This window comes from Sorangium sp. So ce406 (assembly GCF_051474675.1).
Lineage (GTDB): Bacteria > Myxococcota_A > Polyangia > Polyangiales > Polyangiaceae > Sorangium > Sorangium cellulosum_G.
This window is the reverse complement of record NZ_CP150340.1, coordinates 10,760,680-10,786,611: the sequence shown is the minus strand read 5'-3', so window position 1 is coordinate 10,786,611 and position 25,932 is coordinate 10,760,680. Positions and strand designations below refer to the sequence as shown.

At 72.0% G+C, this 25,932-nt stretch carries 19 protein-coding genes; 6 read left to right on the top strand and 13 right to left on the bottom strand.

The annotated features are described in order from the left end of the window. Positions 1-534: 534 nt before the first annotated feature. Positions 535-2,109, top strand: a complete 1,575-nt coding sequence (locus WME96_RS40480; RefSeq protein WP_437286903.1) for an AAA family ATPase — start codon at positions 535-537, stop codon at positions 2,107-2,109. Between the two features lie 69 nt (positions 2,110-2,178). Here the strand turns inward: WME96_RS40480 and WME96_RS40475 are convergent, their stop codons facing one another. The 3 genes from WME96_RS40475 to WME96_RS40465 form a co-directional block, all read right to left on the bottom strand. Further along, complete coding sequence (locus WME96_RS40475) at positions 2,179-3,675, bottom strand: RsmB/NOP family class I SAM-dependent RNA methyltransferase (RefSeq protein WP_437286902.1); 1,497 nt, start codon at positions 3,673-3,675, stop codon at positions 2,179-2,181. Continuing rightward, on the bottom strand, positions 3,668-5,338 hold the full coding sequence (gene rseP, locus WME96_RS40470) for an RIP metalloprotease RseP (RefSeq protein ID WP_437286901.1): 1,671 nt from the start codon (positions 5,336-5,338) through the stop codon (positions 3,668-3,670). The genes WME96_RS40475 and rseP overlap by 8 nt, the downstream gene beginning before the upstream one ends. Positions 5,339-5,422: 84 nt before the next feature. Further along, complete coding sequence (locus WME96_RS40465) at positions 5,423-6,475, bottom strand: hypothetical protein (protein ID WP_437286900.1); 1,053 nt, start codon at positions 6,473-6,475, stop codon at positions 5,423-5,425. A 287-nt stretch (positions 6,476-6,762) separates the two neighbouring features. Between WME96_RS40465 and WME96_RS40460 the strand changes: the two genes are divergently transcribed. Continuing rightward, positions 6,763-7,095: a polyhydroxyalkanoic acid system family protein gene (locus WME96_RS40460; RefSeq protein ID WP_433930527.1), complete on the top strand. Its 333-nt coding sequence runs from the start codon at positions 6,763-6,765 to the stop codon at positions 7,093-7,095. Between the two features lie 62 nt (positions 7,096-7,157). Here WME96_RS40460 and WME96_RS40455 read toward each other — a convergent pair whose 3' ends face one another. The 4 genes from WME96_RS40455 to WME96_RS40440 all read right to left on the bottom strand — a co-directional run bounded on the left by WME96_RS40455 (position 7,158) and on the right by WME96_RS40440 (position 10,395). Next, positions 7,158-7,316 (bottom strand): hypothetical protein, encoded by a 159-nt coding sequence (locus tag WME96_RS40455; protein ID WP_437286899.1) that lies wholly within the window; start codon positions 7,314-7,316, stop codon positions 7,158-7,160. Continuing rightward, on the bottom strand, positions 7,313-8,341 hold the full coding sequence (locus tag WME96_RS40450; RefSeq protein WP_437286898.1) for a sigma-70 family RNA polymerase sigma factor: 1,029 nt from the start codon (positions 8,339-8,341) through the stop codon (positions 7,313-7,315). The genes WME96_RS40455 and WME96_RS40450 overlap by 4 nt, the downstream gene beginning before the upstream one ends. 20 nt (positions 8,342-8,361) lie before the next feature. Then, a complete protein-coding gene (locus WME96_RS40445) occupies positions 8,362-9,660 on the bottom strand; it encodes a phytoene desaturase family protein (RefSeq protein ID WP_437286897.1) in 1,299 nt (432 codons plus the stop codon). A 123-nt stretch (positions 9,661-9,783) separates the two neighbouring features. Then, positions 9,784-10,395, bottom strand: coding sequence for a Dps family protein (locus tag WME96_RS40440; protein ID WP_437286896.1), 612 nt, complete (start codon positions 10,393-10,395; stop codon positions 9,784-9,786). A 162-nt stretch (positions 10,396-10,557) separates the two neighbouring features. Between WME96_RS40440 and metG the strand changes: the two genes are divergently transcribed. Beyond that, complete coding sequence (gene metG, locus WME96_RS40435; protein ID WP_437286895.1) at positions 10,558-12,687, top strand: methionine--tRNA ligase; 2,130 nt, start codon at positions 10,558-10,560, stop codon at positions 12,685-12,687. Positions 12,688-12,943: 256 nt separating this feature from the next. Here the strand turns inward: metG and WME96_RS40430 are convergent, their stop codons facing one another. Beyond that, positions 12,944-13,360: a DCC1-like thiol-disulfide oxidoreductase family protein gene (locus WME96_RS40430; protein WP_437286894.1), complete on the bottom strand. Its 417-nt coding sequence runs from the start codon at positions 13,358-13,360 to the stop codon at positions 12,944-12,946. Positions 13,361-13,519: 159 nt separating this feature from the next. Beyond that, a complete protein-coding gene (locus WME96_RS40425; RefSeq protein WP_437286893.1) occupies positions 13,520-13,936 on the bottom strand; it encodes a hypothetical protein in 417 nt (138 codons plus the stop codon). Between the two features lie 231 nt (positions 13,937-14,167). Between WME96_RS40425 and WME96_RS40420 the strand changes: the two genes are divergently transcribed. Further along, complete coding sequence (locus tag WME96_RS40420; RefSeq protein WP_437286892.1) at positions 14,168-15,760, top strand: sensor histidine kinase; 1,593 nt, start codon at positions 14,168-14,170, stop codon at positions 15,758-15,760. Between the two features lie 54 nt (positions 15,761-15,814). Here WME96_RS40420 and WME96_RS40415 read toward each other — a convergent pair whose 3' ends face one another. The 3 genes from WME96_RS40415 to WME96_RS40405 form a co-directional block, all read right to left on the bottom strand. Then, positions 15,815-18,601 carry a hypothetical protein gene (locus tag WME96_RS40415; RefSeq protein ID WP_437286891.1) on the bottom strand — a complete coding sequence of 929 codons (2,787 nt, stop codon included), beginning with the start codon at positions 18,599-18,601 and terminating at the stop codon, positions 15,815-15,817. A 148-nt stretch (positions 18,602-18,749) separates the two neighbouring features. Further along, the gene (locus tag WME96_RS40410; RefSeq protein ID WP_437286890.1) at positions 18,750-20,318 is read right to left on the bottom strand and encodes an NCS1 family nucleobase:cation symporter-1; all 1,569 of its coding nucleotides are present in this window, start codon (positions 20,316-20,318) and stop codon (positions 18,750-18,752) included. 64 nt (positions 20,319-20,382) lie between these two features. Continuing rightward, positions 20,383-21,282 carry a PAS domain S-box protein gene (locus WME96_RS40405; protein ID WP_437286889.1) on the bottom strand — a complete coding sequence of 300 codons (900 nt, stop codon included), beginning with the start codon at positions 21,280-21,282 and terminating at the stop codon, positions 20,383-20,385. Positions 21,283-21,727: 445 nt separating this feature from the next. Between WME96_RS40405 and WME96_RS40400 the strand changes: the two genes are divergently transcribed. Both WME96_RS40400 and WME96_RS40395 read left to right on the top strand, forming a co-directional pair. Further along, positions 21,728-23,119, top strand: coding sequence for a sigma-54-dependent transcriptional regulator (locus WME96_RS40400; protein ID WP_437286888.1), 1,392 nt, complete (start codon positions 21,728-21,730; stop codon positions 23,117-23,119). 427 nt (positions 23,120-23,546) lie between these two features. Then, on the top strand, positions 23,547-24,344 hold the full coding sequence (locus WME96_RS40395) for a hypothetical protein (RefSeq protein ID WP_437286887.1): 798 nt from the start codon (positions 23,547-23,549) through the stop codon (positions 24,342-24,344). 165 nt (positions 24,345-24,509) lie between these two features. Here the strand turns inward: WME96_RS40395 and WME96_RS40390 are convergent, their stop codons facing one another. After that, positions 24,510-25,925, bottom strand: coding sequence for a DUF362 domain-containing protein (locus WME96_RS40390; protein ID WP_437286886.1), 1,416 nt, complete (start codon positions 25,923-25,925; stop codon positions 24,510-24,512). Positions 25,926-25,932 lie beyond the last annotated feature (7 nt).

The window sequence follows — 25,932 nt, the reverse complement described above, 5'->3', positions numbered from 1 at the left end:
TCGGCGCCTCGGAGCGGGCGACGCGCGCGACGCTGACGCCTCCTCCCGCCGCGCGGCGGCCGACTGGGCCGGGCCCGGACCGCGGCGGGCGGATGGGACGGCGACGTCCCGTCGCGCCCTGCTGATGCAGCGCGGCAGCGCCGGGACGCCCAGGTGCGGGGTTCCTCGAGCTTGTCAGGCGCCGCCGCGGAGCGCCGCGTCCCCGGAGCTCGTCCCTGGCTCCGGGATGGGAAGAGAAGAGTTTGAACCACAGAGGCACAGAGGGCACAGAGGGGAGAGTGAAGTTTTTATTCTCTCTCTCCTCTGTGCCCTCTGTGCCTCTGTGGTTCGTTCTCTCATGAACCGGAACCATCTTCAGGGGGCTTTGCCTCTGTCGCTGAACTTGATGGGTTCATGTGGGGGAACGTTGATCCACCAACTCGCTTTCGCGTTTCGCGCGCAGAGGACCTCGGCCGCCGAGCGCGCGCAGGAGCGCCCACGCGAATCCCCGGCAAGCCTCTTGCCCCCTGGCGCGGCGGCCGCCACGCTCGCCGCATGAGCCGCCGCTTCAATACGGCCGGGCCCTGCCGCCCGGACCTGCACTACATGGTGCCCGCGGCGCAGCGCCTGCCCGAGGCGCCGTTGCTCGTCGAGCAAGCGAGCTACTTCGTCCTGCACGCGCCCCGCCAGACCGGCAAGACCACGACGCTGCGCGCGCTCGCCGAGGAGCTCACCGCGTCCGGCCGCCACGCGGCGCTCCACTTCTCGTGCGAGACGGGCGAGGCGGCCGGGGACGATTACGCGGCCGCGCAACGCGCTGTCCTCGACGCGATCCGCATGCGCGCCGAGCAGACGCTCCCCGCCGAGCTCCGTCCGCCGGCGTTCCCGCCCGCCTCGGAAGGGGGGCTGCTCATCGCGGCGCTCCGCGCGTGGGCGGAGGCGTGCCCGCGCCCGCTGGCGCTGTTCTTCGACGAGATCGACGCGCTCCGCGGTCAGGGCCTCATCAGCGTGCTGCGCCAGCTCCGATCGGGCTTCCCCGAGCGGCCGGACCATTTCCCCGCGTCCGTCGTCCTCTGCGGCCTGCGGGACGTGCGCGACTACAAGGCGCAGAGCGGCGAGGATCCATCGCGGCTCGGGACCAGCAGCCCGTTCAACGTCAAGGTCGAGTCCATCCGCCTGGGCGACTTCACGCCCGACGAGGTGCGCGCGCTCTACGCGCAGCACGGCGCGGAGACCGGCCAGCGGTTCACCGATGCGGCGGTCGACCGCGCCGTGGAGCTCACCGGCGGCCAGCCGTGGCTCGTGAACGCGCTCGGCCGCGAGATCGTCGAGGTGATGCAGGTGCCTTCGACCGAGGAGATCACGGCGGCGCACGTCGAGGAAGCGAAGGAGCGCCTCATCCTCGCCCGCGCGACCCACCTCGACTCGCTGGTGGCGCGGCTGATGGAGCCGCGTGTGCGCCGTGTCCTCGTGCCGCTCCTCGAGGGCGGCTTCGCGGGCGGCGACACCTACGATGACGACGCGGCCTACGTGCGCGATCTCGGCCTCGTCGCGCCGGACAGGCCGCTCCGGATCGCCAACCCCATCTACCGCGAGGTGATCGTCCGCGTCCTCGCGAGCCCCGCCGAGGACGCGATCGCCGTCGAGCCGCGCGCGTTCGTCCGGCCGGACGGGCGCTTCGATGTCGAGCGCCTGCTGCGCGAGTTCGCCGCGTTCTGGCGCGAGCACGGCGCGCTGCTCGCCGGCCGCATGCCCTACCACGAGGTGGCGCCGCAGCTCGTGCTCATGGCGTACCTGCAGCGCGTGGTGAACGGCGGACGCCATGTGGACCGGGAGTACGGCGTCGGCCGCGGCCGCATCGATATGCTCGTGCGCTGGCCTTTTACCGGCGAGGACGGCAAGCGCGCCTGGCAGCGGGAGGCCATCGAGCTCAAGGTCTGGCGCGCCGGCGAGAAAGACCCGCTGTCCAGGGCGCTCACCCAGCTCGACGCCTACCTCGACAGGCTATCTCTCGACACCGGCGTCGCCGTGATCTTCGACCGCCGCCCCGGCGCAGACCCCGAGTCGTGCACCCGCTTCGAGGAGGCGCTTACCCCGTCAGGGCGCCGGGTCACGGTCCTCCGCGCCTGACAGGGCCTGACGGAAAGACGCTTTTAGCCGCGTTGCCAGGCCGCCAAGGGCGGCGCAGTGCGCGCGCCGTCACCGCCGCACGACGAACATCGCCGCGAAATACCCGTCCGTGCCGTGCACGTGCGGCAGCAGCCGGAACGCGTCGCCGCCGGCCGCGAGCTCCCGCGCGATCTCCGCGTCGAACGGCGCCGGCTCCAGGCGGACGCCGAGGTCGTCCTCCGCCGGGGCCGCGAGCCGCGCGGCCACGGCCTCGCACTCCTCGCGCAGCACGCTGCACACGGCGAACACGAGCCGGCCGCCGTCCCGGGCGCGCGTCGCGGCGCGGCGCGCGATCGCGACCTGCAGGTCGGCGAGGCGCGGGAGGTCGTCCGCCTCGCGCCGGAGCGTGATCTCGGGGCGCCGCCGCAGCGTGCCGACCCCCGAGCAGGGGGCGTCGACGAGCACGCGGTCGTAGCCCTCGGGCACGTCGCCCGCGCCCACCGTCCAGTCCACGGCGTACGTCTCGCGGACGAACGCCGCGGCCCGCGCCAGCCCGCCGCCGCCCGCGCCGGCCAGCGCGTCGCCGCCCTCCGCGCCCGCGCCCTCCGCGCCCGCGCCCTCCGCGCCCGCGCCCTCCGAGCTCGCCGGCGGCGCGCTCAGCGCCGCGCGGAGCTGCGAGAGCTTCGCGGGGTACAGGTCCGCCGCGTCCACCGCGCCGCCGGGGAGCACCGCGCGCGACAGGAGCCACGACTTGTTGCCCCGGCCGGCGCACGCGTCGAGCACCCGCTCGCCGGGCCGCGCGCCGAGCGCGAACGCGAGCGCCTGCGCGCCCTCCTCCTGGCCGATCCACGCGGCGCCGAAGCCGGGCAGCCGCCGGAGATCGCCCGCGCCGCGCGCGACGATCGCGCGCGGCGAGACGCGACCCGCCTCGAAGGACGCGGACGGCGCGGCCGCCCGCAGCGCGTCGAGCCACGCGTCGCGGTCCTCGCCGGGCGCGAGGCACAGGCCGGTCGGCGGCGGCACCGGGCCGGCCGACAGGAAGGCCTCGGCCGCGGCCCGGCCGAGCGAGCGGCGCAGGGCGCCCCGGAGCCACCCCGGCGCGGACGCCACCACCGCGCCCGCGAGCGGCGGGCGACCGCCGGACTCCACCGCGGCCGCAACCTTCCGCAGCACCGCGTTCGCGAACGCGCCGACGCGAGGACCGCCGGCCGCCTGCGCGCCGTCCACCGCCTCCGAGACGGCCGCGAACGGCGGGACCCGGTCGAGGAAGCACAGCGAGTACGCGCCCATCAGCACGTGCGCGCGCACCAGCGGATCGGCGGTCCAGCGGCCCTTCGCGGCGAGCTCGGCGATGCGCGCCTCGAGCGCCCCCTGCGCGCGCAGGACGCCGTAGACGAGCTCGGTCGCCAGGCCGACGTCCCGCGGGTCCAGCGCCGGCGCCCGGCGCAGCTCGGCGTCGAGGGCCGCCGAGGCGAAGGCGTCCGAGCCCCACACCCGCGCGAGCACCCGCGCCGCCACCGCGCGCGGCGCGCTCTCCCGCTGCCGCGGCGGATCGCCGCCCGCGCCGCCCTTCGCCCGGTCAGCCAACGAGCTCCTTGAATTGCCCCTGGATCACATCCCAGCGGCGCTCGACGTCGTTCTTGAAGGCGATGCCCATCAGGCCGATGAGCACCACCAGCCCGACCAGGCTCGCGATCTCGCGGACGCGCAGCGGCAGCGGGCGCCGCAGCACGGCCTCGAACGTGAAGAACAGGAGGTGACCGCCGTCGAGCACAGGGATGGGCAGCAGGTTGATGAGCCCAAGGTTGATCGAGATCACCGCCATCGCCCAGACGAAATAGCTGACCCCCTTCGCGCCCTCCTCGCCGATCACGTCGTACACCGTGATGGGGCCGCCCAGCGTGGAGATGCTGACCTTGCCCTCCATGATGCGGACGATCCCGACCACGATGAACCGGATGACGTCGTACGTCTCGTCGACCGCGCTCTCCAGGGCGAACTGGAAGGCGGACGGGCTGTCGACGTACGGCTCGGCCACCATCGGCGACCAGTTCGAGGCGCGCAGGTAGAAGCGCGGGCGGTGCTGGCCGTACTCGTCGATCCAGTCCTCGCGGCGGAGCTCGATCGTGCCGCTCTTGCGCTGGCCCGAGCGCTGCCAGGTGATCACGTGCGGCCGGTCGGGCGCGGCGAACAGCCGCTCGACGAACGTCGACCAGGCGGTGACCTCGACGCCATCGACCTCGGTGATGCGATCGCCCGGCCGGAGCTCGGCGTCCCACTCGGCCGAGCCCTGGGGCACCTCCGCCACGTAGAGATCGGCCGGCTCGATGCCGGTCCGCGCGAGCAGGTCGCCGTTGCCCGTCTCCGGGGTCAGCGCGGCGACGCCCGACTCGTAGACCGCCATCTCGGCCAGCCCGCCGAGCGCGCGCGACACCGGGACCGGCCGCAGGTACGTGACCGGCACCGTGGCGCCGCGGCTCTCCTCGAGCGCGACCTCCAGGTCGGCGAAGGTCTTCACGGGCGTGCCGCGCACCTCCGTCACCACGTCGAACGTGCGCAGCCCCGCGCGGAACGCGGGCGAGTCGGGCCGCGAGACGCCGACCACGGCGGCAGGGCGGCTCGGCTTGATGCCGATCTCGCCCACCCGGTCGACGATCTCGAGCGGCTTCTGGACGAGCTTCTCCTCCGGGACGACCGTGACCTCGACGTGCTCCTTGTTGCGGAACACCTTGAGCCGGAGCTCCTGGTTGGGGCTCTTGGTCACGATGCGGTGGAGCTCGGCGAAGGTGCTGACCCGCTCGCCGTCCACCTCGAGGATGCGATCGCCCGGGACGAGCCGGCCCTCGGCCGGGTGCCCCGGCAGGACCACGCCGACCGTGGGCGGGACGAAGCGGGTCTCGCCGATGAAGACCGCGAAGTAGAGCAGCACCGGGAAGAGCACGTTCATCGCCGGGCCGGACATGACGATGATCACGCGCTTCCAGAGCGCCTGGGACTCGAAGGTGCGCTTGCGATCCTCGGGGAGCACGGCCTCCTGCCGGTTCTCCTCGAGCATCTTCACGAAGCCGCCGAGGGGCAGGAGGGCGATGCAGTACTCGGTCTCACGGCCCCGCAGGCGCAGCACCCGGGGGCCGAAGCCGATCGAGAAGGTGAGGACCTTCACGCCGAAGATCTTCGCGCACACGAAGTGGCCGAGCTCGTGCACAAAGATGAGCACGGAGCAGAGCAGCGCGAAATACAGGAGGTCCACGGCGGGGCCTGTCTTTACGCGAGGCCGGGCGCGGTGGCCACTGGCACGGCGCGGAGGCGCGACGGTCCCGGGCCGGCGGCGCGCTCAGGTGAGCGGCGGCGTCGGCTGGCCGCCGCCCGCGCCGCCCGCGCCGTTCGCGCCGTTCGCGCGGGCGCGGATGACCTTGCTCCGGGCGCGGCGGAGCTCCAGCTCGGCGTCCTCCTCGGCGTGGAGGCGGTCCTCGAGCGCCGCCAGGAGATCGTCCGACCAGGGCTTGCCCTCGGACGCCTCCAGCGCCGAAAGGAGCAGGCGCGCCCGCGCGCGCCGCTCGATCTCCGCGCGGTACCGCTTCCGCTGCGCGAGCAGCGCCGTGACCCAGACCGCGAGCGCGACGGCGATCGCGGCGAGGATCCACGGGAGCGCGCTGACGAGCTGAGCCCCCTCGTCCGCCAGGTCGCCGACCCGCGAGAGCATCGACTCGCCCTGCGGCCCGCCGCTCCGCTGCTGGACCTCCGTCAGCGCGTCGTTCGCGCCGGCCACCATCTCGCGGCCGATGACCCGCGCCGTGGCGCCCAGCGCGCGCTGGAAATCGTCGCTGCCGAGCAGCGCGGTCATCCCCGGGCCCAGGTTCTCCGCGATCACCACCTGGAGCGCCGGGCCGAGCTGCTCCCGCAGCGCGGACGACATCGCCGGGCCGAGGTCGGCCTCGTCCAGGCTGTCCCGGAGCTGCCTGACGCTCGCCTCCACCAGCGATCCCGTCATGCGCTGGAGATCGCGCCGGCTGTCCTCGCCGAGCGCGCCGTTCATGGCGCTCCGCACGACGCCGCGCATGTACTCCGCGGTGAGCTCGTTGACGCGCGCGGCGCGGTCCGCCTCGCCCAGCGAGGCGAGCGTCCCGTCGATCAGCCCGGCGATGAGCTGCCGCTGCGCGGCCCGCACCTCCGGGCTCGCCATCAGGCGCGCGACGCGCCGCTGGGTCTCCGCCTCCTCCAGCTTCCCGAGCCCCTCGTCGATCGCCGCCGGCGTCTGGACCCGGGCCACCTCCTCGTCCACCGAGGTGATCCGGGTCGGCAGGGCGCACCCCACGGCGCCGAACAGCAGGACCGCTGCGGCCGTGAGCCCCAGGAGATCTCCAGATCGAGCGCCGCGCACACGCATGCGAGGGCGCTTTGCATCCGCGGTGCCTCCCGCCGGGCCCATCGCGCCTCGCCGCGGTCGACCCGGCGCGCCGTGCGGAAGAGCCCACAAAAGGCCGCCATTCCGCCTCGTGGCGAAATGCCACAGAGCGCAGAAGTGGGTCAGTGGCCGTCCCGGGCCGCGTGCTCGGCCCATCCGTGTTATCTCATCGATGGAAATCGGCCTGGCGCCGCGCGCACGTCTCCGGCGTGGACGGTCCACCGGCCGGTTCTCGCGATGTGCCCTGATACGAACTGCGAGGTCCCATCATGAAGCACACGATTGAGCACGACCTGAACGACAGCGAGGCGAAGCTGGCGACCGAGCGAGCGATCGCGCAGTACCGGGAGCGTTACGCGGAGTACGAGCCATTCCTCGTGTGGCGCGACGAGAAGCGCGCGGAGCTCGGCTTCTCGGTGAAGGGGGTCAAGCTGAAAGGCAGCATGGAGCTCCGCCCCGGCGCCGTGGACGTCGATCTCGACGTGCCGTTCCTCATGCGCCCTTTCAAGGGGATCGCGATCGCGGCCATCGAGAAGGAGGTTCGCCATTTCATCGAGGAGGCGCACAAGGAGCGCGCCCAGGGCGCGGGCAAAGCCACCTGACGAGCGGGCTGTTCCGGCGTGGACAGTCGCGCCGCAGCGCGCTATGTTGCTGCAACACAGTATCAACTTCGCCGGCCGAAGCGCGCCCCGCGACACGACTCACCCCAGCGCTCGGCCGGCAGGGGGCTGCCTCCTCGCTGTGCATTGACGTGATCGACGTCATCGACCGCATCGACGTCATCGACATCGAGCATCGTTGATGCGTCATCGACGACCGTCACCGGGCGAGCGGCCTCACGGCCGTCAGCTTCTGTGAGGCGAGCACGGTGTGGATCTCCGTGATGCGCCCGCGCGCGTCGACGTCGCAGCGCAGGACGTACCGCGGCGCCGCGCCGGGCAGGCCGGGCACGCGCTCGATGACGATCGCGGGGAGGCCGTTGATGAGGCGGATCTCATGGCGGAATTCGCCGTTGCCCTCCCATCTCAGCAGGCCGATGAAGAGCCGCGCGACCCGGTTCGGGCCGACGACGATCCGGCGCGCCGCCTTGTACTCGCCGTTCGCGTCGTTGACGACGCGGACGCCCTCGCCGAGGAGCGCCTCGATCGCGGCGACGTCCTGCGTCGCCAGCGTCTGCAGGAAGCGCATGAGCGCCGCGCCCGAGCGCTCGACGAGCTCGGGCGAGGGGCGGCAGCGCTCGCGGTCGTACGGCTCGAGGGCGCGGCGGGCGCGGTGGTGCGTCGTCTTCACGCTGGCCTCGGACAGGCCGAGCGCGTCGGCGGTCTCCTGCACCGAGTAGTCGAAGACGTCGCGGAGCAGGAGCACCGCGCGCTGCTGCGGGGTGAGCGCCTCGAGCGCGATGAGGAAGGCGAACGACGCGCTCTCGAGGAGATCGTAGCGGCCCTCGGTGCCGTCCTTGCCCGGGATCTCGAACGACGGCGGCTCGGGCTCGGCCTCGATGGGCGAGGGGAGCCACGGGCCGTCGTAGGCGCGGCGCTTGCGGCGCCGGAGCGCGTCGCGGCCGAGGTTCATCGCGACGCGGGTGAGCCACGGGCGGACGGGCTCGTCCGTGCGCGCGGGCGGGTGCTCCAGCGCGCGCACGAACGTCTCCTGCACGATGTCGTCCGCGTCGGCGGCGCTGCCGGTGAGCCGGTACGAGACGGCCCAGAGGAAGCGCTCGTGCTCGCGGTAGCTCGCCGCGAGGAATCCCGGCGTCGACACCGGCGAGGCGGGCGCCGCGCGCGGGGCGGGCGCCGCGCGCGGGGCGGGCGCCGCGCGCGGGGCGGGGGAGGCCGTCGAGCTGCTCATGGAACGCCCGGGTAACCCCGTCACGCCGCGCGGTCGAGCGCCCGGCGCGCGCTTCGCGCGAGGAGGGCGCCGGCGGCGTCGCGCGCGCTGGCGAGGCTCGCGTCGGCCAGCATGCCCGTCGGTCCGACCCAGTCGCCGGCGAGGAAGAGCCCGTCGATCTCCGGGACGCTGACGCCGGGGCGCGCCGCAGTGCCGCCCCCCTCCGCGGCGACCACGGCGTTCGAGACGACGAGCGAGGGCAGGAAGCGGCGCTCGACGATCCGGGCGCGGTACCCGGGCTGCGCGCGGTCGAGCAGGTCCTCGAGCTCGCGCTCGGCGTCGCGGCCGGCGAGCTCGGGGCCGTACTGGACGGCGTGGAGCAAGGCGCCGCCCTCGGGGGCGAGGCGCGCGGACGCCGAGTGGAGCGCCAGGTAGAGGGGGCGGTCGATGCCGAGCACGACGCGGACGCGCGGGCGGGGGAGGCTCGACAGGGCGAGGTCGAGGCACGCGGCGCGGACCGGGACGGCGCGCTCGGCGTGCGCGGCGAGCGCCGGGCTCCCGGGCACGAGCGAGGCCGCGGCGCGCGGGCTCGCGGCGACGACGACGGCGCCGGCGCCGAGGCGGTCGCCGTTCGCGAGCTCGACGGAGGAGACGGCGCCGCCCTCGACGGCGACCTGCGTCGCCCGCACGCCGGTGAGGATCTCGACGCCGGCCGCCGCGGCGGCGTCGCGCAGGCCGTCGACGAGCGTCTGCCAGCCGCCGTCGAGGTAGAGCACGCCCTGGCTGAAGGCGAGCTGCAGCTGGGCGAGCGCCGCGCCGGCGCTCTGGCGGTCGGCATCGGCGCAGTAGGTCGTCAGCCGGACGAGCATGCCGACGAGGCGGCGCACCTCGGGGGTCCGGAACGTGTCGCGGAGCCAGGTCGAGACAGGGACCGACGCGAGCGGCGCGGGGCTCATCGCGGCGAGGCTGCCGAGGACGCGGGCCATCTCGACCTTGGCGGCGACGCCGAAGAGGCCCGTCGTGAGGAGCGAGAGGGCGCCGGAGGGCAGCGTGTGGAAGGCGCCGCGGTCGAACGCGAGCGCGCCCGACGCGGGCGGCGGGGCGCCGGTGTAGCGGACGCCGAGCTCGCGCAGCACCTCCTCGGCGGCGCTCCCGCGGTAGAGCGCGTGGGCGCCGAGGTTCAGCGAGAAGCCGTGGCTCTGCTGCGTGACGGCGCGGCCGCCCGGCGCGTGCGCCTTCTCGATGAGCGCGACGGACCGCCCTGCCCGGCCGAGGTACGTCGCCGCCGCCAGGCCCGCGAGGCCGCCGCCGATCACCACCGCATCTTTTGTAGTGCGCATCACATGTTCCCTTTCCTGGCGGTACCACGATCGGGGGCCCGGAAAGGTTACGCGTGCCGTGTCGATTGTTCGGGGCGGCGCTGGAGGGCCGGACTGGGGGAGGGGGGAGCGGCGCGCGGGCGCTCAGGTGGCGCGGACGAGCGGCGTGTCGACGAGGTGCTCGGACAGGAACCACACCTGCATCTCGTTGGTGCGGAGGACGTCGCTCATGAGCAGGTCGGCGGTGCCGTCGTCGCGGTTCTCGGTCGTGAGCGTCACCGCCTCGCGCGTCTCGGCGAGGATGACCTCGTGCGCGTCGAGCAGGCGCGAGATCTGGGCGGGCACCTGCTCGCGGCCGCGGGGCGGCCGCTCGACCTTCGTCATCTCCGCGACGTCGTGCGCCATGGCGATCGCGATGCCTCCCAGCATCTGGATGCGCTCGCCGAGCATGTCGATGAGCGCGGTCTGCTCCTTGAAGTGCTTGTCGAAGAGCAGATGGAGCTGGAAGAACGTCGGGCCAGACACCTGCCAGTGGTGCTTCTTGTACATGTCGCGCAGGACGAGCGTGTCCGACAGGATCTGATTGAGCGCCTTGACGCTCTCCGCGCGCGGCTTCGCGGCGAGCGCCAGCGGATATTCCACGAGCGTCCCGAAAGGCTGGATCTCCCTGCCTCGCTGGCGGAGGACGGGCTGGGCCTCCAGCGCCCGCGCTTCTCCGCCCTTGCCACGCCGCTGCTGCTGGCCCCTTGCTGCCATGGTCCCCTCCACGTCGATCGGTTCACTACGTATCTAGAGCCTGAGCCCGCTCCGTCCATGGCCGCAGTGTCCGCGGGCCGCTCCGGGGCGCGCGTCGCTGGAGGGCGCGGCCCCATCGGCTGCTCGCATCCGGCCGGGATTTCGTGCAAAGTCCAGCCCAGCATGAAACGGCTCCTGCTCACCAGCGCGCTGCCCTACGCCAACGGGCACATCCACATCGGACACCTCGTCGAGTACACGCAGACCGACATCTTCGCCCGTTACTGGCGGATGACCGGGCGGAGGTGCGTTTACCTGTGCGCCGACGACACCCACGGCACCGCGATCATGATCCGCGCGCGGCAGGAGGGGCGGAGCGAGGCCGACGTCATCGCCGACATGAGCGCGGCGCACCAGCGCGATTTCGCGGCGTTCCAGATCCGGTTCGACCACTACGGCAGCACGAACTCCCCCGCGAACCGCGCGCTGTGCGAGGAGATCTGGGCGTCGCTGCGCGAGCGCGGCAGGGTGACCACGAAGGAGGTCACGCAGCTCTTCGATCCGAAGGAGGGGATGTTCCTGGCGGATCGGTTCGTCAAGGGCACCTGCCCGAAGTGCGCCGCGCCGGACCAGTACGGCGACAGCTGCGATCGGTGCGGCTCGACGTACGCCGCGACCGATCTCGTCGAGCCGAGGAGCGCGCTGACGGGCGCGCGGCCCGAGGTGCGGAGCGCGCAGCACCTCATGGTGGCCATCGAGCCGGAGCGGCCGTTCCTGGCGACCTGGACGCAGGGCGAGGGGCGGATGCCGAAGGAGATCGCGAACTACCTCGCGGGCCACTTCCTGTCGGAGCCGCTGCGCGACTGGGACGTGTCGCGCCCTGCGCCCTATTTCGGTTTCGAGATCCCCGACGCGCCCGGGAACTACTGGTATGTCTGGTTCGACGCGCCGATCGGGTACATGGCCGCAAGCAAAGAGTGGTGCGACCGGGAGGGCGAGGCGTTCGACGACTGGTGGCGATCGGAGGAGACCGAGATCGTCCACGTCATCGGCAAGGACATCGTGTATTTCCACACGCTCTTCTGGCCGGCGATGCTGCGGAGCGCGCGGTTCACGCTGCCGTCGCGCGTGCAGGTGCACGGGTTCCTCACGGTGAACGGGGAGAAGATGTCGAAGAGCAAGGGCACGTTCGTGCTCGCCTCGACGTACCTGAAGCACCTCGACCCGGCGTACCTTCGTTATTACTACGCGAGCAAGCTGAGCTCGAAGGTCGACGACATCGATCTCAACCTGGAAGAGCTCGTGAACAAGGTGAACGCCGAGCTCGTGAACAAGGTCGTGAACCTGGCGAGCCGGTCGTCGCGCTTCGTGGCGCAGGCGGGGCTGTCGGCGGCCTACCCGGACGACGGCGGGCTGTTCGCGGCGGCGGCGGCGGAGGGGGAGGCGATCGGGGCGGCGTACGCGGCGTTCGATTATGCGCGGGCGACGAGGAGCGTCGTGTCGCTGGCGGACCGGGCGAACGAGTATGTCGACCGGATGCAGCCGTGGGCGCTGGCGAAGCAGCCGGAGAAGAAGGCGGAGGTGCAGGCCGTGTGCACGGTGGCGCTCAACCTGTTCCGGCAGATCGTGATCTACCTGGCGCCGGTGCTGCCGAAGCTGGCCGAGGACGTCGGGCGGCTGCTCGGGTGCCCGATGGACAGGTGGGAGCTCGCGAAGACGCCGCTTGTGGGGACGAAGGTGGCCGCGTATGAGCACCTCATGAAGCGGGTCGATCCGGGAGCGGTGGAGAAGATGATCGCGGAGAGCCGCCCTGCCGACGAGGCGGCGGTGCAGGGCGGGGCGGGGGCGCAGGGCGGGGCGGCGGCGCCGGGGGCCGCCGTGGGGGCGGCGGCCGAGGGCGCGGGGGCGCAGGGGGCGGGGAGCCCCGCGGCGGGCGGGGGCGCGGCCGCCGAGGACGACGGCGCGGCGCTCGCGAAGGAGCCGCTCGCGCCGGAGTGCACGATCGACGACTTCGGCAAGGTCGACCTGCGCGTGGCGCGCATCGTCGCGGCGGAGCACGTGCCCGAGGCGAAGAAGCTGCTCAAGCTGACCGTGTCGCTCGGCGGAGAGGCGCGGAGGACGGTGTTCGCCGGGATCAAGGCGTATTACAAGCCGGAGGACCTCATCGGGAGGCTCGTCATCGTGTGCGCGAACCTGGCGCCGCGAAAGATGAAGTTCGGGCTGAGCGAGGGGATGGTGCTCGCGGCGGGGGACGAGACGGTGCACATCCTGGCGCCGGACTCGGGAGCGAAGCCGGGGATGCGGGTGCATTGAGCGCGGGCGTGCCCGCACTCAGGTCTCGCGTGGACATCGGAGCATCGCCCAGCCAAGGAATCCCCTTGGACTCTTCGGAAGATTTACAGGGAGGCGGGGAGGAAGATTTCAAAATACTCCCTATCTCCCCGCCTCCCTGTTCAATTTTCCCGCTGAAAGGGCTGCTCAATAAGGGGATTCCTTGGATCGCCCAGCCGACGGCATGTTCGAGCTCACGCCGCATGCTGAGCTGAACTCGCTCCCATCACAGCTCCCCTCACCGAAACGGCCCCGCCGCGTGCGCGCCCGGCAGCTTGCAGGAGCCGCCCGCGCACGACGGGTGTCCGAACCAGCCCGCGATCCATTTCCTGTTGCCCGAGAGCGCGTGGAAGAAGCCCTCCGCCACCTTGGAGAGCGTGTCGCCGCTCAGCCGGTACGACCACTCGCGGTAGCGCTCGAGGGCCCATAGAGCGACGATGAAGGCCGCCGGGCCGGCCCAGACCTCGCCGCGGTCGCTGACCACCACGAGGTCCTCGCCGAGCCAGGGCACGTCCCCGAACCGCGCGGCCGCCTCGCTCGACCCGGCGGGCAGGAACTCGATCTCCACCAGCGCCGCCTGACGCCCCATCCACATGCGGCATCTCACGCACAGCGCGCAGTCCGCGTCGTAGAGGACGGTGATCCGCTTGATCATGGCTCTTCTCCTCGTGAGCGGGGAGCAGGCTCCCGTCTCCGCTCTTCCGTCTCTCGTCTTCCGTCTTCCGCGCGCCTCTTCATGCGCGTGCGCGTGCGCGCGCTCTCCGCAACCCCCTCGTTTCCCGCCAACCCCCCCGGGCACTCGCGCACTCCCTCGCTACGCACGCGCCTCCATCCGCATCTGCGGCGCGACTGGCGGCGGCAGCACCGCGAGCTTCGCGCGGCGGCGGATGCGGTGGAACACATACAGATTTCCGAAGTGCATGAACGCGAGCGACAGCAGCAAGAGCCCGAGCTTCGACGACAGCACCTCGATCCCGCCCGCCACCGTCGTCGAGGGGTCGGCCTTCAGGATGAGCGACGCATACCCCAGGTTCACCAGGTAGAAGCCCACCACGAGCAGCCGGTTCACCGCCTCTGCCATCCTCGGGTTGTCCGCGAACACGTCCTCCAGGAACACCGCTCCGTTCTTGAACAGCGTGCGCGCGATCCAGATCGTCAGTCCGACGCTGATGATCGCATAGGCCCCGTACACCGCGACGATATAGCCCTCGAAGGCGCGTTCCATTTCCATTTCCATGCTCCGTCTCCTCGACACACCCCTAAGCAGCGCTCATGCCACGGCCAACTCCGCCCGCAAACGAGGCTCCGACGCGCCCCGTCGAGCCCTCGCGCCCGCCTCACGCCCGGCCCGGCGCCCAGCGCGTGGACAACCCCTGTCCACGCCGTGGATACCTCGCACCCCCGCGTCCTCCGGCGCTATCGTGCCGCCTCCCACCCCGCCGACCCACCCCGCCGAGGCCCCGTGAGACCCCTTGTCGCCCTCGCCTATTACCCGCTCTGGGCCGTCGCCGTGACCGTCGCGGTCACCGCGCTGCGCCTCGGCCGCAACGTGGGCCGCGGCCTCGTCGCCCTCTGCTTCTTCCTCGCCTTCTGGGTCACGGGCCTCATCCTCCTCGAGACCGACAGCACGGTGGCGCTCGCCGAGCACGTCCTCCCGAGCGGGATGATCCTCGCCGCCGGCCTCGCGCACGCGTACGCCGACGTCGCCGGCACCTCGCGCCGCCCCGTCGTCCTCGCCTACGCCGTCAGCGCCGCGGTCGCGTCGCTCGGGGCCGCCTCCCCGCGCCTGCTCTACGGCCCTGCCGCCCGCTCGCCGGGCCCGCTGTTCTTCCCGCTCTCGGCCGTCATGGGCATCGCCGTGATCGTGGTCGGCGTCCGCCTCGGGCGCGCGGTGCTGGCGGCCCGGGGGCTACAGCAACGGCGCCTCGCCGCGCTCTTCTTCGGCAGCGTGCTCGCGACGCTCGGGGGCGGCTTCGTCGTGGTGCTGCGCGTGACCGGCCTCGGCGACGTGATCGTCGCCGCGCCCCTCCTCCTGGCCGCGATCCTGCTTGTCGCCTACGCCGTGCTGAGCAGCGAGCTCGGGCGATCCCGCCGCGTCGTCCTGCAGGGGCTCGCCTACGCCGCCCTCACGGCGCTGCTGTCCACGTTCGGGCTCGCCGCCTTCTTCAAGCTGCTGCCGCACCTCTCGCCCGGCGGCGGCGCGTCGCTCCCGTGGCTCGCCTTCGTCATCTTCCTGGCCGCGCTCCCGCTCGACCCGCTGCGCATGCTCGTCGTCGAGCACCTCGGGCGCCGGCTCTTCGACAGGCCGATCGGCGTCCGCGACCTCGCCGACGAGGTCGAGCGCGTCGAGATCCGCGCCGACCAGGCCGAGCGCCTCGCCGAGCTCGGGCGGCTCGCGAGCGCCGTGGCGCACGAGATCCGCAATCCGCTCGGCGTCATCGCCGCCCAGGCGAAGCTCCTCGAGCGGCAGGGCGCGAAGGCCGAGACCGTGGCCGCGCTGCGCGCCCAGGTCGACCGGGCGCGGCGCTTCCTCGACGATCTGCTCCGCTACAGCCGCCCGAGGCCGCTCGAGGTGAGCGAGGTCGACGTGCTCTCCACGCTGCGGCTCGCGGCGAGCCACGTGCGGCAGATCGTCGGCGAAGGCGCGCCGACCATCGAGATCGCGTCCGAGGCCGGCGAGGCCGTCTTCGTCGAGGCCGACCGCGGGGCGTTCCTCGACGTCGCCACGGCGCTCCTGCAGAACGCGGCCATCGCGCTCGACGGGAGCCCCGAGGGGCGGATCCGCGTCCGCGTCGCGCGCGGCGAGGGCGGCTCCGTGGTCGTGCGCGTGGAGGACAACGGCCCGGGGGTGCCGGAGGAGATCGAGGCGAGGCTGTTCGAGCCGTTCGTGACGGGGCGCGGGCGCGACGCGAAGCACCCGGGCACCGGCCTCGGGCTGGCCGTCGCGGCGCGCTGGCTGGAGCGGCACGGGGGCGCGCTGCGCCACGAGCGCGCTCCGACAGGGGGCGCGCGCTTCGAGGCGCGGTGGCCAGGGCGGGGGGCGGAGGCGGGGTGAGGTCGCTCAGCCGAGGCGGGGTGAGGTCGCTCAGCCGAGGCGGGGTGAGGTCGCTCAGCCGGGGGGCATGCTCGCCGGATCCGCCGGATCCGTCCCCGCGTCCTCCTCGTCCCCGTCGAGCGCCCCATCACCGTCGCGGTCGAGCGCCATCCGCACCCCCGCGCCCGGCGGCGCGCAGGTGTACGTCAGCGCGTGCTCCGCGGACGCGCGCTGGCGCAGCGCCGCGTCGCCGATCGCCGCGCTCCCCGCCCTGTTCCGGCGGAACTTGCCGTCGCTCGGCTGGTAGAGGAAGCCCCTCTCCTCGCCGCCCATGCGGCCCTTCACCACGAGATCGCACTCGCCCGCGCTGGCGCGCGCGATCATGAGATCCACCCGCTGCTCGGCCGCCACGTCGCCCGCGCCGGCGAGCGTGGCCTGCTGGCCCACGATCGGCGCGAGGTTGTTGTCGAAGGCGTGCAGATACGAAGTCACCTGCCGGCGCAGCACGTCGCCCGCCTCGCCCGGCGGGAAGCCGGCGATCCCGGGGGCCTCGTTGAAGCCGCGCTGATCGTGGAAGCGGAAGACCGTGTCCACCGTCCCGTCGTGGGCGAAGCCGAACCCGCGGATCTGATCGCCCTGGAACTGGTTGTCTCGATCGTTGAAGCGGGGGTTCTGCACCATGCCGAACATGCCCACCTTCTGATAGAGGCCGCGGAGCTGGGCGACCTTGAAGCTCTGGAAGATGAAGTCGAACGTGTAGCGCCCGTCGGTCCCGAAGAAGCCCGGGAACTGGACCCCGTGCTCGGCGTTGGCCGTTGGATCGAGCACGTGGCATGAAGCGCAGGGGCCGCCCTCGCTGACGGGCAGGGTGAAGAAGGCCTTGCCCGCCGCCTGATCGGCGGTGAGCGTGTTGTCCAGCCGCCGGATCGGGTTGGGCGGGTACATCACCTGGAGGACGAAGTCGGTGAACGCCTGCATGTCCGCCGCGGGGATGGGCGCGTCGCGCCCGAGCAGGCCGACGAAGGCGACGTTGAACTTCTTGAACGCGGCGTCCTCGTCGAAGGTGCCGCTGTCCGGCTGCGCGCTCGGCGCGTCGTTGCCGCCGGTGCGGTCTCCCCGCCAGTGCATCGGACCGTGGTTGGCCATCCCGCGCAGGGGCTGCGTCGTCATCGGCCCCTTGAGCGCGGCGAACTCGGCGGGCTGGCCGAAGATCGTCGGATCGAGCGCGAAGGGGCCTGGCATCGGCGTGGTCAGCGCGTCCGGGTCGCCGAGGTCCCACGCCAGGCTGTCGCCGTCGCCGAAGACATGGCAGCTCGCGCAGGCCGAGTCGCCGTGGCTGGACGAGAACGAGGCGTCGTAGAGGAAGCGGCGGCCGCGGACCACGCTCTCCGGCTCGGGGCTGTACATGGGCACGTGCGCGACCTCGGCCCGAATGTCGGTGTCGATGACCGCGATGGAGTTGTCGAAGCGCGTGAGGGCGTAGAGCTGGCCGCGCGCCTCGTCGAGCACCACGCCGGTCGGCCCGCCGCCGGAGACCGGGATCTGGCGCGCGAGCCTGGGCACGAAGGTGTCGGCCTCGAGCGCCGCGGTCTGGAAGACGCCGATCTTGTCCGAGCCGAGCGCGGCGACATAAAGCCTCTTTCCGTTCGCCGAGACGGCCATGCCCTGAGGCAGCGCGAGGCTCTTGCGGTTCTCGGCGTTGGGGACCGGGGCGCAGCACGCGCTGTAATCGATGTGCTTGTTCAGGTGCCGCGGGGTCACGGCGCCCGTCGCCGGATCGAGCACGGTGATGCGGTTGTGGTTGAAGCGGCCGCGCACGGTGTGGCCCGCGAAGACGCCGGCGCCCTCGAAGCGCTGCTCGTTGAACGCCTCCGTGTTGGCCACGTAGACGCGCCCGCTCACCGGGTTGACGGCCATGTTGTAGAGGATCGTGCCGACGCCCCCGAAGGCGCCCGCGGCGCCCGCGACGGGCGCGGGCGGGTCGGCCAGGGCGTCGAGGACGAAGACGTCCTTGTCCGGCAGCGAGAAGTTCACCTTGTCGTCCCAGGAGCGATTCAGCTCGTCCGCCCAGTGCTGGCCGTTGAACTTGACGATGAGCGGCGCCGAGGGCTGCGCGACGCCGGCGGCGTTGGTGGTCGGCGGCGGCAGGCCGAGGCCCAGGTTCACCACGTTCGTCTCCACCACCGTGGTGCGGTTGCCCGAGTGGAAGGCCGCCGCGTAGACGCGCGCGCCGTCGGGCGTCGCAGCGAGCGCGCGCGGCGTGTCGCTGAAGAGGGTGATGATGGTCAGCGGCGCCGCGCTCGGGCTCGACGCGGAGAAGACCCAGACGTCGGCGCGGCCCACGCCCGGCGTGGTGAGCGCCGGGTCCACAGGGCTGTTCTGGCCGCGGTGCGCGGTGGTGATGAAGGCGCGGTCCTTGCCGGCGCCCGCGAAGACGATATCGCGAGGCTCGTCGCCGACGAGCAGGGTGCGCACCACGCGGGGCCTCCTGGGCCGCGAGACGTCGACCACGCTCACGCTGTCGGAGAGGTGGTTGACGACCCAGACCTCGTCGTCGCTGCGGGCCGCGACCGCGACGGGCTCCAGGCCGACGGCGACCGAGCCGCGGTGCTCGAGCGTTCCCCTCCTGACGTTGAAGATCTCCAGCCGGTTATCCGGCGTGTTGACGGCGAAGAGCGTCGACCCGTCGGGCGAGAGGGCGAGAGGGCGGACCTGGCCGCTCTCGAAGAGGGTGTAGGACGGGCCGGCGGCGAGCGCGCTCGGGGCGCTCCCGGCAGCGCGGGGTTCGTCGAAAGGCGTGCCGGTGTCGCCGCAGGCGGCCAGGGCGAGCGCCGGGAGCGACAGGAGAACGAGCTTCATCATTGGGCACCTCGGAGGCTGGAGGAACATACAATGATGACATAAGGGTATAGTCGCCTGGCAAGAGAGAAGATTCAAATCATGATAAGGTTGTTTGGTAAGGCACTTTTCCAGGGCGAGATGCCCTGGAAGAGGAGCGCTCTACACTGTGTTACAGGTCTTCCGTCGTGGGCTCCTGGCCCACAACGAGCGCCGCGGCCGGGCGGCGCATCCAGGTGAGCGCCGCATAGACGACGAACGAGATCGAGAAGCCCGAGAACCAGGCGTAATGGTAGAAGTCCATCCACGCGCTGGGCACCTCCACGACCTTGAGGGTGCCGAGGAAGCCAGGCAAGTTGGGCAGGACGCCGGCGATGAGGGCGACGATCGCGATCGGATTCCACCCGTTCGCGTACCAGTAGGTCCCTTCCCGCTTGTAGAGCTGGACGAGATCGAGCCTGGTCCTCCGGATCACGTAGTACTCCGCGATCAGGATCGCGCCGACGGGGCCTAGAAGCGCGGAGTAGCCGACGAGCCAGGTGAAGATGTACCCCGTGGGGTCGCTGACCAGCCGCCAGGGCTGCATCAGGATCCCGATGATGCCGGTGATGAGGCCGCCGGTGCGGAAGGAGATCCGTGACGGCCAGAGGTTCGAGAAGTCGTTGGCCGGGCTCACCACGTTCGCGGCGATGTTCGTCGCCAGGTTGGCGATGCTGAGCGCCGCGAGCGAGACGATCAGGACGACAGGGCTCTCGAAGCGCGCGAGCAGGACGACGGGATCCCAGATCGTCTCGCCGTAGATGACGACCGTGGCGGAGGTGACGGCGACGCCGATGAACGAGAAGAACGCCATGGTGGGCGGCAGGCCGGCGGCCTGACCGAGGATCTGATCGCGCTGCGAGCGCGCGTAGCGCGTGAAATCAGGGATGTTGAGCGCGAGGGTGGACCAGAAGCCGACCATCCCTGTCAGCGCGGGGAAGAAGAAGCTCCAGAACTGGCCTTCCCTGGGTTGCCCCGGCGCGAACGACGAGGGCTTCTCGAGCATGGGGCCGAACCCGCCGGCGCGGTTGTACGCCCACAGGAGCAGCAAGAGGCCGAGGGCGACCAGGAGGGGCGCCTTGATGTTGAGCAGGATCCGGATCGACTCGATGCCCATGTAGATGATCCAGACGTTGATGCCCCAGAACAGCAGAAAGCAGGCGAGCTGGGGGGCGTTGACGCCGAGCGGCGTCACCGGCATCTGCTCTATCGACGGCATGAAGACAGCGACGATCTTGTAGATGGCCCACCCGCCGAGCCATGTCCCGATCCCGAACCAGCCACAGGCCACGAGGGCTCGCAGCACCGCGGGCACGTTGGCTCCTCGGACGCCGAAGGCGCTCCGGCAGTAGACGGGAAACGGAATGCCGTATTTCGTGCCCGCGTGCGCGTTGAGGATCATGGGGAGCAGCACGATGACGTTGCCGAGGAGTATCGTGAGCTCGGCCTGCACCCAGCTCATGCCCTCGGCGATCAGGCCCGAGGCGAGCATGTACGTGGGGGTGCAGGCGCACATGGCGATCCACAGTGCGGCGATGTCCTTCATCCCCCATTTGCGCTGGTTCGAGCGCACGGGCGCGATGTCTTCGTTGAAGGTGCGGGGGTCGAACTCGCCTTCTAGCCCGTGGACGCCGTCGCTGGCTCTGGCGCCTTGATCTGCGGGTTGCACGTCGGGTCGGGCAGTCGTGTGCATGTGCGCCATGATCGATCAGGCTACACGACAGCGCGTGAGATCCAACAGAGGATAGACGCCTCGGCGCGACCCGTCAGCGGGCCGGCGGCCCCGCGCCGGCGGGGCCGCGCCGCAGGGCGAACGCGATACCCTCCTTCAGCGTCCGCAGCGTCACGACGCCGCCTACACCGACGCCCTGATCGACGAGCGTCTGCGCTATGCGCGGCTGGATGCCGGTGAGCACCACCTGGGCGCCGAGGAGCCTCACCGCCTTGGCCAGCCGCATCATCGCGTCAGCGGCCTGGGCGTCGATGACGCCGACGCCGGTGATGTCCAGGACCACCGTCGTGGCGTTGTGCGCGATCACCCCGTGGAGGAGGGTCTCGAGCGCCGCCGCGGCGCGGGCGCTGTCGAGGATGCCGATCAGCGGCATCGCGATGACCTGATCCGCCACCGGCATGAGCGGGGCGGACAGCTCGCGGACCATCTGCTCGAGCCTCATCGTCTTCTCCGCGACGCGCAGCTCGAGCTCGGCGTTGAGGCGCCTCACCTCGTCCTCCGCCTCCCGGCGATCGGTGACGTCGACGCCGATCGCCTGGAACTCGGCGTCCGGCCCCCCCTCGCCGAGCGGGGCGCGGTTGGTCCAGTGCATCCAGCGGGTCGAGCCGTCCGGGCGCACGACGCGGTGCTCGGTGTGCACGATGGGGTTGTCGGGGCCGAGCTTCGCGAACTGCTGGTCGAGGAGCAGCCGGTCCTCGTCAGGGACGAGCGGCGTGAAGCGGTGACCGACCAGCTCCTCCTGCGTCTTGTCGAAGTAGCGGCAGTACACGTCGTTGACGAAGGTCAGCGTGCCATCCATCCGGAAGCGGCAAATGAGCTCGGTCTGGTCCTCGACGATGCCCCTGTAGCGGGCCTCGCTCTCCCGCAGGGCGATCTCCACGCGCCGCTTCTCGGCGAGCTCCCGCTCGAGCTCGGCATTCCGCCGACGGAGCATCTCCAGCTCCGTCTCTGCAGCAGCACCGGTTCTCGCACCGACCTCGTTCATGATCCCGTGGTCCCTCGAAGCGCAGATGGAAGGCGGCGCCCTTCCGAGCCACCGTACCAAAAGCAAGGCTGCCCCGGGCGAACTTCGGACGTCGGCTCGTCGCGCGCAGCGCCTCCGACACCGCACGACCTTCACGTTGGATCGACGTACGCGAGCGCACCATTGGCCATCGTGAGCTCCGATACCGCGCGAAGCTCCGATGAGGATACGCTGCCCGGATGACCCGTGAGACCATCGATATCCTCGCTCCAGACCTCGGCCAACCGCGATGAGGCGGTCTTCAGGGTGAGCGGCGTGAAGTCGATGCCGGTCCGGTGCGCGCGCCCCGCCCGGTAGCGCGCGGAGGCCCCGGACAGGCCTGGATCCGCGCCCCGGCGGCGCGGTACGGTCACCCGTGACCGAGACTGTCCTGCTCATCGACGACGACCCCGGGTTCCGCGACGCCTACCGCGAGCTGCTCGCGCAGGAGGGCTACGCGGTGGCCGAGGCCGGGGTCGCCCCGAAGGCGCTCGCGGAGCTCCGCCGGACGAGCGCGCGCCTCGTCGTGCTCGACCTCATGCTGCCGCCGTCGGGCCGCCCGGAGGAGGGCGCGGCGCTCGCGGAGAAGATCCTCGCCGAGCGGCCCGCGGCCAAGGTGATCGTCGTCTCCGGCGCGGGCGAGACGCCGCTCGCGCTGCACCTCGTCCAGCGCGGGGTTTACGACTTCCTGGCCAAGCCCGTCGACCCCGACGTGCTGCTCGCCGTGGTCGCGCGCGCGGCGGCGCGCCTCGCGCTGGAGGACCGGGTCGCGGAGCTCGAGCGCTCGCTGACCGCCCGCGAGGGCGACGCCTCGGCGCTGCTCGGGCAGTCGGCGGCCTTCTTCGAGGCGAGGACGCTGTGCGAGCGCGCGGCGCCGACCGACGTGCCGGTGCTCATCACGGGCGAGTCGGGGACCGGAAAGGAGGTGTTCGCCCGGTACCTGCACGCGAGGAGCCGGCGCAAGGACAGGGCGTTCATCGCGGTGAACTGCGGGGCGCTCGCGCCGACCCTGCTGGAGTCCACGCTGTTCGGCCACAGGAAGGGCGCGTTCACGAGCGCGATCAAGGACGCTCCTGGCCTGTTCGTCGAGGCGGACGGAGGGACGCTGTTCCTCGACGAGATCGGCGACATGGATCCGGCGCTGCAGGTGAAGCTCTTGCGCGTGCTCGAGACGGGCGAGATCCTGCCGGTGGGCGCGGCGCGCCCGACGATCGTGGACGTCCGCATCGTGTCGGCCACGCACAGGGCGCTGGAGTCGATGGTCGCGAACAAGACCTTTCGCGACGACCTCTACTGGCGCGTGCGGGGCATCGAGATCGCCTTGCCGCGGCTCGCCGACCGCGTGGGCGATCTGCCGCTGCTCGCGCAGCACTTCCTGAACCTGGCGCGGGCGCTCGTGCCGCGCTCGCCCGCGACCACGGTGTCGCCCGGCGCGATGCGGCGGCTCGAGGCGTGCGACTGGCCCGGCAACCTGCGCGAGCTCCGCCACGAGATGCAGCGCGCGCTCGTGATGGCCGGGGGAAGGGGAGAGATCCTCGAGGAGGACCTCTCTCCGGCGCGGCGAGGCGGCGCGCCCGCAGCCGCGGCCGCGGGCGGCGACGAGCCGGGCGAGGGGGCGACGCTGGAGGAGAAGATCGCGGCGCTGGAGCGGCGGGAGATCGCCGCCGCGCTCCGGGCGACCCAGGGGAACCGGAGCCAGGCAGCGGCGCGGCTCGGGCTGTCGCGCCAGGGATTGCTCAACAAGATGGATCGGCACGGGCTGAAGTGAGCGCGGCGGCGATGCGGTGGTGAGGTAAAAATCTGCTCACCCGAAATCGCAACCGCAATCGGCAGGCACCCACAAAAACATGAGCCGCGCCGAGCGCGGGCCGGCACTGAAGGGACCGAGAGCGCGGCTCGCAGCGCGTACTGCGCCGCCCAGGGTCGTCCCTGGTCTCAGGAGAGAGGGAACCACAGAGGCACAGAGAACACAGAGGGAAGACAGGTGAAGAGAGAAAAATTCTACTCTCTCTCCTCTGTGCCCTCTGTGCCTCTGTGGTTCAATTTCTTCCCCTCTCGGACCAGGGACGACCCTGGGCGGCAAGGTGCCAGCTCAGACCGATCGAGACGACGCCGGCCGCTCAGCACGTGCGATGTCGCTCGCTCGCCGCTTGCGCGCAGCGATCATCAACCTTTGAGCAACTTCAGGAGGAGTCATGGCGCTTAACAAAGTGATGCTTGTGGGCTGTCTGTCGCTGGTCGGATCTGCCCTCGTCGGCTGCGGGCTCGCCGGCGCCGATCGCGTCGGCGAGGGGAGCGGCAACGTGGTCGCGACTCCCCCCACGTCCGAGGGCGACGGCTGCACGCTCACGCAGGGCTACTGGAAGAACCACGAGGAGAGCTGGCCTGTGTCGTCGCTCACCATCGGTGGCGTGGCGTACTCGCAGGAGGAGCTGCTGGAGCTCTTCCGGACGCCCCCGAAGGGCGATGCCAGCCTGATCGTGGGCCACCAGCTCATCGCCGCGCTGCTCAACGTGGCGAGCGGCGCGAGCGACGCTGCCCTCGGCGGGGCGCTCGCGGACGCCGAGGCGTGGATGGCCGCCAACAAGGACGCCGACGGCCGGCTCCCGTACGGCGTGAAGCGGGGCAGCGCGGCCGACGCCGCCGTCTCGCTCTCGGGCGCGCTCGCGGACTTCAACGAAGGCGGCATCGGCCCTGGCCACTGCGACGACGGGCCCAGCAGCGGCTCCGGCAGCACGGGCGGCAGCGACGGCGGCACGAGCAGCACCGGCAGCGGCGCGGGTGGTGGCTGCGAGCACGACGGCGGCACGAGCAGCAGCAGCAGCGGCAGCAGCAGCAGCAGCGGCACGGGCGGGACCGGCGGCAGCAGCGGCGACCCGGACGGCGGGGAAGGTGGGTCCGCCTGGACGTGCGACGCTCCCTGCAGCGGCGGCGACGCGTGCGGGGCCGGCTACTCCTGTGTCCTCGGGTGCTGCACGTTCGTCCCCAGGTGACCGCCTTCGGGCCGGAGCACCGGTGACGGGCTGAGCCCGCCGGCCATCAGTCCACCGCGCGCGACGTATCACCGCGCGACGGATCACCGCGCGACGGATCACCGCGCGACGGATCACCGCGCGACGGATCACCGCGCGACGGGAAGCGGGCTACTCCCCCTCCCGTCACGCCGCCGCGCCGGCCAGGCGGGGCAAGAGCGATGGCCAGCTCCGCGGCGGCTTGAACAGGTACGCCGGCGCGGGACCATCGACGATGTGCTCGACCTCGTCGAGCTGACTCCCCGGCAAGAGCACCCCACCCAGCGACTCCCGCACGAGCGGTATCCGCGCCGGATCGAAGCCCATCCCCTGCGACGCGATCCCGTCGACAACGCTCGGGTCGAACCCGCCGATCAGCAGCCCCGCGCGCACCGGCGTCGCCCCGAGCGGCCCCTCACCCTCGCCGGCGACGATGCCGTCGACGATCGTCAGGTACCGCCGCTGCGGCTCCCCGCGCAGCGCGCCGCTCCGGTCCGCGAAGAACAGGATGCGGTTGAGATCCAGGATCGTCCGCCAGAGCGTGTTGTTCCCCTCCCAGCTCCCGTCGATGACCTTCGGCGGCGCCGCGAGCCGCGGCGCGCGCGCCACGAGCGAGTGATCGCCCGGGAGCGGGAACCGACTGAGCTTGTTCTCCACCGCGTCGCCGAGGCCCTGCGGCCGGTCGAACTCGTCGCCGCCCACCGACGGGTCGCCCTCGGTGAAGTGCGGGAGCCAGTACTTCTCGTTCGTCAGGCCGATCACGCTCTTCAGCGAGAGCGTGACCCCTGTCTTCTTGTGCGTCTTCAGCTTGGGGAGGTTGATGACGACATCCGCGTCGAGGAGCGTCTGGGGAATGCTGTACTCGTGCCGCTCCCCGCTGTGGTGCGGCACCGGCGTCGCGTAATGGCTTCTGTGGAATCGGAGCGCGCCGGAGCGCGGGGCGCCCGCGGCCGCGAAGAAGCTGTCCCGGCCGAGGTCGACGACCCGGTAGCCCCGGGGATCGCCGGGGAGGCGGCGGCGGAGGAGCAGGCCGAGGTTCCACGAGCGGCCGAAGCGGCGCACGTCGTCGAGGGCGAACACCGGCGCGACCCGGAAATAACGCAGGTCGATGAAATCGATGTCGTGCCCCCGCGCCTTGAGGTGGTCGATCACCTCGAAGATGCCGAGCGGACCCGCGACCTTCTCGATCTCGCAGCCCTCGACCGGCGAGTCGACCACGCGCACCCGCCCGCGCGGGCCCGCGGCGCGGAGCGCGTAATCGAGCACGGGCCGGAGGAGCGAGCCGTGCGTGCTCGAGGCCGCGAGCCGCTCGCCCGTGATCTTCTGGTGGAGGTTCTTCGACGAGACGAGGTTCGGCTTGATGATCACGCGGTCGCCCGGCGCGATCAGGTCGCCGAGCGGGTTCCACGCGGGCGTGCCGGCGCGGGCCGCGTCGAGGCCGAGCCGCCGGAAGAGCGCCTCGACGGCCTCGTAGACAGGGTTCGGCGGGTCGAAGGGCGCGCGCTCGGCGTAGCTCACGCCCGGCCTCGAGACCGTCACCACGCGGTTCCTCGTCGCTGCCATCGGGGGC

What these genes read in the sequence shown, in the direction of transcription:
- WME96_RS40480 (WP_437286903.1), top strand. Translation starts at nt 535, where the DNA reads ATGAGCCGCCGCTTCAATACGGCCGGGCCCTGCCGCCCGGACCTGCAC.
- WME96_RS40465 (WP_437286900.1), bottom strand. Translation starts at nt 6,475, where the DNA reads ATGCGTGTGCGCGGCGCTCGATCTGGAGATCTCCTGGGGCTCACGGCC.
- WME96_RS40460 (WP_433930527.1), top strand. Translation starts at nt 6,763, where the DNA reads ATGAAGCACACGATTGAGCACGACCTGAACGACAGCGAGGCGAAGCTG.
- WME96_RS40450 (WP_437286898.1), bottom strand. Translation starts at nt 8,341, where the DNA reads ATGAGCAGCTCGACGGCCTCCCCCGCCCCGCGCGCGGCGCCCGCCCCG.
- WME96_RS40445 (WP_437286897.1), bottom strand. Translation starts at nt 9,660, where the DNA reads ATGCGCACTACAAAAGATGCGGTGGTGATCGGCGGCGGCCTCGCGGGC.
- WME96_RS40440 (WP_437286896.1), bottom strand. Translation starts at nt 10,395, where the DNA reads ATGGCAGCAAGGGGCCAGCAGCAGCGGCGTGGCAAGGGCGGAGAAGCG.
- metG (WP_437286895.1), top strand. Translation starts at nt 10,558, where the DNA reads ATGAAACGGCTCCTGCTCACCAGCGCGCTGCCCTACGCCAACGGGCAC.
- WME96_RS40430 (WP_437286894.1), bottom strand. Translation starts at nt 13,360, where the DNA reads ATGATCAAGCGGATCACCGTCCTCTACGACGCGGACTGCGCGCTGTGC.
- WME96_RS40425 (WP_437286893.1), bottom strand. Translation starts at nt 13,936, where the DNA reads ATGGAAATGGAACGCGCCTTCGAGGGCTATATCGTCGCGGTGTACGGG.
- WME96_RS40415 (WP_437286891.1), bottom strand. Translation starts at nt 18,601, where the DNA reads ATGATGAAGCTCGTTCTCCTGTCGCTCCCGGCGCTCGCCCTGGCCGCC.
- WME96_RS40410 (WP_437286890.1), bottom strand. Translation starts at nt 20,318, where the DNA reads ATGGCGCACATGCACACGACTGCCCGACCCGACGTGCAACCCGCAGAT.
- WME96_RS40405 (WP_437286889.1), bottom strand. Translation starts at nt 21,282, where the DNA reads ATGCTCCGTCGGCGGAATGCCGAGCTCGAGCGGGAGCTCGCCGAGAAG.
- WME96_RS40395 (WP_437286887.1), top strand. Translation starts at nt 23,547, where the DNA reads ATGGCGCTTAACAAAGTGATGCTTGTGGGCTGTCTGTCGCTGGTCGGA.
- WME96_RS40390 (WP_437286886.1), bottom strand. Translation starts at nt 25,925, where the DNA reads ATGGCAGCGACGAGGAACCGCGTGGTGACGGTCTCGAGGCCGGGCGTG.